This is a genomic window from Cupriavidus sp. SK-3, from assembly GCF_000611145.1.
Classification (GTDB): domain Bacteria; phylum Pseudomonadota; class Gammaproteobacteria; order Burkholderiales; family Burkholderiaceae; genus Cupriavidus.
Genome location: NZ_JFJV02000162.1, coordinates 37187 through 43774 on the forward strand (window position 1 = coordinate 37187; position 6588 = coordinate 43774).

A 6588-nucleotide genomic window follows, 5' to 3' on the forward strand; every position below is an offset into this window, starting at 1 on the left:
CGTCAAGCTGACGCGTGAGACGAAGGAGGAGACATGCGTATTGTGCGTATTGTGCGTATTGCCAGAGCACTGGCCACCCTGTGCGCCGCCGTGCTGCCGTGGTCCGGTACGGCCCACGCCGATGCCAAGGCGGCGGGTTATCCCGAGCGGCCGATCAAACTTGTCGTGGTCTATCAATCGGGCGGTGCCAACGACATCGTGGCGCGGATCCTGGCCGAGCGCATGAGCGGGACCCTGGGCCAGCCGGTCATGGTGGTCAACAAACCGGGCGCAAATGGCGCCATCGGCGCGCAATCCGTGGCGAGCAGCCCGGCCGACGGCTACACGGTGCTGATGGGCGGGATGCCCCTGGTGGTGGCCCGGGCCATGTACAAGAACCCGGCCGTGGATTTCGAGCGGGACCTGGCGCCGGTCGGCAAGGCGGTGAACCTGAACCTGGTGCTGGTGGCGCGCAAGGGGTTTGCCGCGGACAAGTTCGAGCAGGTGGTGGCGATGGAGAGCAAGAAGCCTGGCAGCACATCCATGGCGGTGACGGCTTCCACTTATGAGTTCTACTACGCACGGATCAACAAGCTGGCGCGGATCGACACCTTGAAGGTGCCTTACGCCGGCGTGCCGGCCGCGATGAACGACCTGAACGGCAACCGCGTCGACATGCTGATGGACACCCTGGCGGCGCAAAAGCCCTTCCTGGACAGTGGTACCACCAAACCGCTGGCGGTATTCGGGCGCAAGCGGCTTGCCGCGCTGCCCGAGGTGCCCACGCTCACCGAACTGGGTTTGAAGGGCTTCGAGGACCAGCCCTATGTCGGCATGCTGGTACCCAGGGGTACGCCGAATGCGGTCATCGCCAGATTGAACGGCGCGCTGAGGCAGGCCGTGGAGAACCCGGAGATAAAGGCCAAGCTCGAAGCCATGGGGTTCAGTGTGGAGACCGGCACGCCCGAGGCATTCTTCCAGGAGATGAAGTCCGACTCCGGGAAGATGGTGGCTATCGGCGCGCAGGCCGGGATAGAAAAGCAATGACGAGGGGTGACGGGATGCAGGGTATGCAGCAGGGCAGGGAGCCGCTCTACGCGGGATCGACGGTGGCGGAGCTCTACCGCTCGGCGTTCAAATCCTTCGCGCAGCGCGAAGCGATCGTGGGGGACGGGGTACGCCTGAGCTATCAGGCGCTGGAAGCGCAGTGCCATCGCATGGTCCGGTACTTCGAGTCGATCGGGCTGCGCCGCCAGGATGGCATCAGCCTGCTGTCGGGCAACCGGGCGGACGCCGTGGTGGCGATCATCGCGGCGCAATTGATGGGCTTGCGCTACACCGCGCTGCATCCGCTCGCCGCGCAGGACGACCACGTGTTTGCCTTGCGCGACGCGGGCATCAAGGCCCTGATCGTGGATGTGCCGCGCTTCGCCGAGCGCGGCGCCGCGCTGGCGGCGCTGGGCGTGGTCGAGCATGTGCTGACGCTGGGGCCGGCTTCGTTCGGCGCCGATGTCAACGCTGCGCTGCCTGCGTTCGATGGCGCCGACATCCCCTTGCGCGTCCAGCCCGAGGATATTTCCAAGATCTCCTATACGGGCGGCACCACGGGCAAGTCCAAGGGCGTGATCCACCGGCAGCGCACTACCGTGACCATGACACTGCAGCAGCTGGCTTGCTGGGAGTGGCCGGCGCAAACGCGCTTCCTGGCGGCGACGCCGATCTCTCATGCTTCGGGCGCCATCATGCTGCCGGTTTTGCTGCGCGGGGGTACCTTGTTCTTCATGAGCAAGTTCAGCCCGGAGGATTTCCTGCAAACCGTGGTGGCGGAGCGCATCAGTTCGACCTTCCTGGTGCCCACCCAGATCTACGGTCTGCTCGATTGCGAGACGCTGGACCAATACGATCTCTCGTCGCTGCAGATGGTGCTCTACGGCGCGGCGCCCATCGCCGAGGCACGGCTCGCGCAGGCAGTGCAGCGCCTGGGTCCGGTGTTCTGCCAGATCTACGGGCAAGCCGAGGCGCCGATGACGATCAGCTATCTGCGGCGGCATGAGCACGACCCGCGGCGGCCCCAACTGTTGCGCTCCTGCGGAAGGCCGCTGCCCGGCAACCAGGTCAAGCTGCTCGATGCCAACCTTCGGGAAGTTGGCCCTGGCGAGGTTGGCGAGCTATGCGTGCGCGGGCCGCTGATCATGCATGAATACCTGAACCGGCCGGAGGAAACCGAAAAAGCCTTTGCCGGCGACTGGCTGCATACCGGCGACATGGCCAGGCAGGATGCCGACGGCTACCTGTACATCGTCGATCGCGCCAAGGACATGATTATCTCGGGCGGTTTCAACGTCTATTCCAGCGAGGTCGAGAACTGCCTGGCGCAGCACCCCGCGGTATCGCTGTCGGCAGTGATCGGCCTGCCCCATCCCAAGTGGGGCGAAGCCGTCACGGCGGTAGTGGTGCTGAAACCGGGATGCAGCGCCAACGCGCAGGAGCTGATTGCCTTTGTGGCGAAACGCAAGGGAGTGGTCAATGCGCCGAAGACCGTTGTGTTCGAAGCCAATCTGCCGCTGACCGCCGTCAGCAAGCTCGACAAGAAGGCCATCCGGGCGATGTACGCGCACGGCAATGCCAACACCACGGATGGCACGGACAGCACGGACAGCACGGACAACATGGTCAGTTCGCCGCAGCACATCGTTTGAACGCCCGTTTGCGCAGCCGGCCGGTGCTGCTGCGCGAACAGCCGGACCTCGGTAGAATCGCTCACGACGTCGCATGCGAGAAGCGCGGCCCTTATTTGCCCCATGCAGGTGCAACAACGCACGGCGCGCCCCGCATGTCCGCACGGAACCAAGGAATCAGACCCAATGAGCGATGCGAGTTTAACCCCCTCGGCCGAGAGCAAGCCTGTGCTCGAATACCCATGCGGAGACGCGCCGGCGCCGGGCAGCGTGCGGGAGATCGTACCGGGCGTGCTGTGGATCCGCATGCCGATGCCATTCGCGCTGAGCCATATCAACCTCTGGGCGGTGCGCGACGGCGCGGGCTGGGCGGGGGTGGACGCGGGATTGCAGACCAGCGAGACCGCCGCAGCCTGGCGCGATCTCTTCGCGCAGGACGGGGCGCTGGCGGACGGGCTGACCCGGCTGTTCGTCACGCACATGCATCCGGACCATATCGGCATGGCGGGCTGGCTGACCCGCAAGTTCGGTTGCCGCCTGTGGATGACCCGGCTGGAATACCTGAACTGCCGCGTTCTCGCCGCGGACACGGGGCGCGAGGCGCCGGAGGACGGCGTGCGCTTCTATCGCCGCGCGGGCTGGGACGACAACGCCATCGAGGCATACCGCGTGCGCTTCGGCGGCTTCGGCAAGTACGTCCATGCCTTGCCCGACAGCTACCGGCGCTTGCGCGACGGCGAGAGCCTGACGATTGGCGATCACCAGTGGCGGGTTGTCGTCGGCAACGGCCACTCGCCCGAACACGCCTGCCTCTATAGCGAGACGCTGAAGATCCTGATCAGCGGCGACCAGATCCTGCCGCGCATCTCCTCCAACGTGTCGGTATTCCCCACCGAGCCCGACGCGGACCCGATGGGCGACTGGCTTGCCTCGCTCGCCAGGCTGCGCCGGGAAGTCCCGGACGATGTACTGGTGCTGCCTGCGCACAACGAGCCCTTCCGCGGCCTGCATGCGCGCATCGATTACCTGGAGCGCAGCCAGCACCAGGCACTCGACCGGCTGCGCCAGGCGCTGTCCGACCCAAAGCGCGCGGTGGATGTCTTCGCCGAGCTGTTCTCCCGCCCCATTGGCGGGGAGCCCGGATTGCTGGGCATGGCGACTGGCGAGAGCATTGCCCACCTGAACTACCTCGTGCATCGGGAAGAGGCCGTGATGGAAGTGGGCCCGGACGGCATCGCGCGGTATCGCAAGGCCTGAGTCTGGCGGCGGTCAGATCCAGGCGTCGTTGACCGCCGTCCGCTCACCGCCCTCGCCGCCGGTATTCACCACGCCCCGGGGTTCGATCAGCAGCAGTTTCACCTCCGTTTCGGCAAAGGGCTTGTGCTCGACGCCCCTGGGCACCACGAACATCTCGCCTGCCGATAGCCGGACCTGTCCATCGCGGAAATCGATGCGCAGTTGCCCTTCCAGCACGATGAACGTCTCATCGGTATCGGCATGGCTGTGCCAGATGAAATCGCCCTCGATCCTGACCAGCTTGAACTGGTAGTCGTTCATCTCGGCGATCACCTTCGGCGTCCACTGCTCGTGGATCAGGCCGAGTTTCTGCGCGAAATTCAGGCTTTGGTACTTACCGGTGGCGGTTGCCCGATCGTTGTCCATGGCGTTGCTCTCCTTGCCTTGTCATGAGGGCTTACCTTAGCAAGGCATGCGGGGGAAATCTTGTACGATCGTGCAAGCCTCAGCGAGCCGCGGGCGCGGCCACGCCCTGCATGTTCATCCAGCGCGCAGGCGACAGGCCGTAGGCCTTGCCGAAGTGGCGCGTCATATGGCTCTGGTCCGTGAAACCCGCGGCCAGGGCGGCATCGGCCAGCGACTGGCCCCGCACCAGCAGCGAGCGGACCTGGTCGAGCCGGCGCATGGTCAGGTAGCGGTACGGGCTGGTGCCATATAACAAGCGGAAATCGCGCGACAGGCTCCAGCGGTCTCGTCCGCTGTGCGCTTCCAGTTCGCCCAGCGTGACCGTGCGGTGCAGCGCGCCGTGTATATACTCGCGCGCCCGCTCGGCGGCCTGGTAGTCGTAGCCCTGGCGGCGGGCAGGCGCACCGGATACCGCTTCCAGCGCATGCGCAAGATCGAACAAGGCGTCGTCTTCCTCCAGCGGATTGATTGGGCTGTCCATGCCCTGGAGCAGGATACCGGTTGCCGCGTGCAGCCGCGGGTCCCTGGACATGCCATCCTTGATGAACGGGAGCGGCTTGCCGCCCAGCACCTGCTGGATCAGCGCCGGTTCGATATACATGATCCGGTACTTGAAGCCAGCGTCCGAGCCGGCCTCGCCGTCATGGGGCTCATCGGGATGCAGCACGACGGTCCCGCCGGGCAGGCTGTTGCGCTGCCCGCCCCGATACTGGAAGCGCTGCACGCCGCAGAGCGTGCGCCCGATGGCGTAGGTATCGTGGCGATGCATATCGTAGCCGTGCCCAGAGAAGAACGCTTCGATGCGCTCCAGCCGGCCTTGCTGCGGCGCGCGAAGTACCCAGTCCCTGGGTGTGTCTTTCAGGCGCATATCGGTTCATCCCTCGCGGTTGCCCTGGCGCTGGCATCCCGGTGGGATCACCGGACCGGCACCTTGGGCAGATGCCAATCTTGCCACACCGCCAGCAGCCGCTGCAGGCCGGTGATGCGCGTTTGCCGCTCAGGTACCCAGGTTCAAGCCGAAGTTCACCTTGAACAGGATCAGAATCCCGAACACGGCGAACAGCGCCGCGGCGACGAAGCGCATCTTGCTCAGCGGGATAATGCGGGTCAGGCGATCGCCCAGCAGGACCGCGGGCACATTGGCCGCCATCATGCCCAGCGTGGTGCCGACCACGACCATGCTCAGGTTCGCGTACTGCGCACCCAGCGCAATGGTGGCGAACTGGGTCTTGTCGCCCATTTCGGCGAGGAAGAAGGCCACCACGGTGGTGGCGAAGGCGCCGGCCTGCTTGCCGTTTTTCCCTTCGTCGTCGAGCTTGTCGGGGATCAGGGCCCAGGCGGCGAATCCGAGGAAGGCGATGCCCAGCACCCAGCGCGTCACATCCGGGCTGACGTGCGAGGCAGCCCAGTCGCCCAGCGCGGCGGCAAAGAGGTGGTTGAAGATGGTTGCGACGAAAATGCCCGCAATGATGCTCCACTGCTTGCCGGGAAACCGGGAGGCCAGGACAAAGGACAGGAGCTGAGTCTTGTCGCCCATTTCCGCCAGGGCGACCATGCTGAATGAAGCAATGAGTGCTTCCATGAGATATCCAAAGGGGCCGGCAACACACGAACCAATGACTTCACCGTCCAGTGCCAGCCCCAGCTGGTGGACAGAAAAGTCAAAGGTCTCGCAGAGCCAATCAGGCTGCCGGCGCCATGGTTTTTTGTACCAAGTATGTTGACGTCGGCTCCTCCAGGGGGACTGGAGGCTAGCTACTCCCCTAAGACGGCGCAGATGATATCACAAGCCTGCGCTCGCGGGGATCCGGTGCGCCGGGCGATCAAAGGTTTGTCACCGCTGGCATCGGCGCCTTGTGCCCTCCTTGTGCCCTTTGACGCACAGCCTTGCCGCGAACAATACTATAGGGCTCTGGGGTCACCCAGATTCCATCCATGCCAGACCATACCGGCCCTACCGATTCGCGATGACCCAGCCCGATATCCACGACCACGCCTCCCTGATCAGTGCCTTCCGGCGCGGCCACCGCCCCGCCTACCTGTTTTTCTGGGGCCACAGCGCCAGGCCGGGGGCCGCGGTGGGCAAGGAGTGCCTGTCGCAGTGGTGGCCCGCTCGGTTCAGCGTGGATGGCCAGGTGTTCGCCAGCGCGGAGCATTTCATGATGGCCGGCAAGGCGCGCCTGTTCGGCGACGAGCCTGCCCTGGCGCGGATACTGGCGGCGCCCCCCCC

At 65.3% G+C, this 6588-nt stretch carries 7 protein-coding genes and 1 riboswitch; of the genes, 4 read left to right on the forward strand and 3 right to left on the reverse strand.

Annotation, left to right across the window (positions count from 1 at the left end; all coding sequences use genetic code 11):
* Positions 1-33 precede the first annotated feature (33 nt).
* The 3 genes from CF70_RS16695 (at position 34) to CF70_RS16705 (ending at position 3914) form a co-directional block, all read left to right on the forward strand.
* The gene (locus CF70_RS16695; RefSeq protein WP_035866861.1) at positions 34-1026 is read left to right on the forward strand and encodes a Bug family tripartite tricarboxylate transporter substrate binding protein; all 993 of its coding nucleotides are present in this window, start codon (positions 34-36) and stop codon (positions 1024-1026) included.
* A complete protein-coding gene (locus tag CF70_RS16700; protein ID WP_235185087.1) occupies positions 1023-2678 on the forward strand; it encodes an AMP-binding protein in 1656 nt (551 codons plus the stop codon). Before CF70_RS16695 ends, CF70_RS16700 begins: the two co-directional genes overlap by 4 nt.
* 165 nt (positions 2679-2843) lie before the next feature.
* Entirely contained in the window at positions 2844-3914 is a 1071-nt protein-coding gene (locus CF70_RS16705; RefSeq protein ID WP_035866863.1) for an MBL fold metallo-hydrolase, read from the forward strand.
* A gap of 12 nt (positions 3915-3926) precedes the next feature.
* On the opposite strand, the gene CF70_RS16710 is transcribed toward CF70_RS16705, so the two are convergent.
* The 3 genes from CF70_RS16710 to CF70_RS16720 all read right to left on the reverse strand — a co-directional run bounded on the left by CF70_RS16710 (position 3927) and on the right by CF70_RS16720 (position 5940).
* Positions 3927-4319 (reverse strand): cupin domain-containing protein, encoded by a 393-nt coding sequence (locus CF70_RS16710; protein WP_035866865.1) that lies wholly within the window; start codon positions 4317-4319, stop codon positions 3927-3929.
* Positions 4320-4398: 79 nt separating this feature from the next.
* Positions 4399-5226, reverse strand: coding sequence for an AraC family transcriptional regulator (locus CF70_RS16715; RefSeq protein ID WP_035866868.1), 828 nt, complete (start codon positions 5224-5226; stop codon positions 4399-4401).
* A 129-nt stretch (positions 5227-5355) separates the two neighbouring features.
* Positions 5356-5940 carry a TMEM165/GDT1 family protein gene (locus CF70_RS16720; protein WP_035866870.1) on the reverse strand — a complete coding sequence of 195 codons (585 nt, stop codon included), beginning with the start codon at positions 5938-5940 and terminating at the stop codon, positions 5356-5358.
* 9 nt (positions 5941-5949) lie between these two features.
* Positions 5950-6136: riboswitch (yybP-ykoY riboswitch) on the reverse strand.
* Between the two features lie 189 nt (positions 6137-6325).
* On the opposite strand from CF70_RS16720, the gene CF70_RS37935 reads away from it, so the two are divergent.
* Positions 6326-6588 (forward strand): NADAR family protein (locus tag CF70_RS37935; protein WP_235185088.1); only part of this gene is annotated, 263 nt, incomplete at its 3' end.